The following is a 1,411-nucleotide window of genomic DNA, read 5'->3' as shown; positions in this document are numbered from 1 at the left end:
CGAGGTGCCTCAAGTCAAGTTGCCCGCGAAATGATTCCCGTGCCTCACATAGGAATGCCCGCGAACGTCAGCTCGCCCGGCGGAGCTTGACGCCCCGGGCTGTGTCGAGCGAGGACGTTGCGATCGCGGCTTGGAGGTCGAGTGTCTTATCGCGGGCGAGGCCGGTGAGCCTATCTTGAAGGGACTGGGTGCGGCGGGCGATCTCGGCGGGGTTGAGCTTGTCGCGGCGGGCGCGCAGCTCGGCTTCCTGCGTGGCCGAGAGCACCCCGGCATCCAGCAGCCGGTCGACGGGAGTCTTCGGGTCGTCGTAGAGCCGCTTGCGGCGCCCGGCGGCATCGGTGGCGTAGCCAGTCGGCTTCTTCGTCGGGGTGAAGTAGTTCAGCCGGTCGTTCACCAGTGGCCAGAGCTGGTTGAGCAGAGTCAGCGACTCGGGGGTGTCGTAGCGCCAGTAGAACCCGTATCGGCGTACGAGGTGGTTGTTCTTGGACTCGATCGTGGCCTGGTCGTTCTTCTTGTAGGGGCGGGAGCGGGTGAAGAAGATCTTCCGATCGGCGGCCCAGCCGATCACGTCGTGGTTGATGAACTCGCCGCCGTTGTCGAAGTCGAGACCGGTGACTTCGAATGGGACCTGGTCGACGGCGTGCTGGAGGGCAGCCAGAACGTTGCGGTGCGCGTTGTTGCGGGTCGAGCGGGTCACGACCCATCCGGTGCGCATGCAGGTGAGGTTCACGCTCCGGCAGAACTCGCCCTTCAGCGTCGGGCCGCAGTGCGCGACGGTGTCGCCCTCGAAGAACCCTGGCGAGTCCTCGACTTCGTCCCCGGCCTTGCGGACGGTGATCGAGGATCGCAACAGCGGCGACGGGCGCGTGCTCGTCAGCCCGTGCAGCGGGTCTTTCGCTCGGGCCGGGGTCAGGTATCGGTCGATCGTTGCGGCGCTCATCGCCTCCAACTCGGCCCGCACCGTCACCGAGTAGCGCGCCTTCCCGGCAACGAGTTCGCCGTGGCGCTCCAAGGCGTCCAGCAGGATCGTCATCGACGCGGCCAGGTACTTCCCGCACTCCCCGCCTGAGAGCGCCCAGACCCGCTGCAGCACCTTCGTCGCGTCGTATGAGTACTTCCGACCCCGCGGTTTCCGAGCCGGCTTCACTGCTCGCGGGCGCGGCTTCGCGGCCTGCGAGAGCCTCCGGCGCGCGTTGTCCCGCGACCACCCGGTGACCGCGACGACCTCATCGAGCAACCGGCCCCGCTCCTTCTTCGAAGACTTCGCATACGCCCTGGCATACTTCGCGGTGATCTCTACCCGTGACCGCATCGACAACTCGCTTCCCATGCCACGAGCGTCACCATTTCGCGGGCATTCTCAGTTGAGGCACCGAAGGCGTTTCGCGGGCATCTTCCGTGAGTCTCGTCG

General features: G+C 66.5%; 1 protein-coding gene. It reads right to left on the bottom strand.

Features of this window, described 5'->3' with window-relative positions; translation table 11 throughout:
- Positions 1–67 precede the first annotated feature (67 nt).
- Positions 68–1,330 (bottom strand): integrase catalytic domain-containing protein, encoded by a 1,263-nt coding sequence (locus RIL96_RS13225; RefSeq protein ID WP_310549479.1) that lies wholly within the window; start codon positions 1,328–1,330, stop codon positions 68–70.
- Positions 1,331–1,411 lie beyond the last annotated feature (81 nt).

Origin of the sequence: Nesterenkonia aerolata (assembly GCF_031470965.1) — a bacterium.
GTDB lineage: Bacteria > Actinomycetota > Actinomycetes > Actinomycetales > Micrococcaceae > Nesterenkonia > Nesterenkonia aerolata.
Note: the sequence above shows the minus strand (reverse complement) of the source record. Positions and strands in the feature narration are given on the sequence as shown.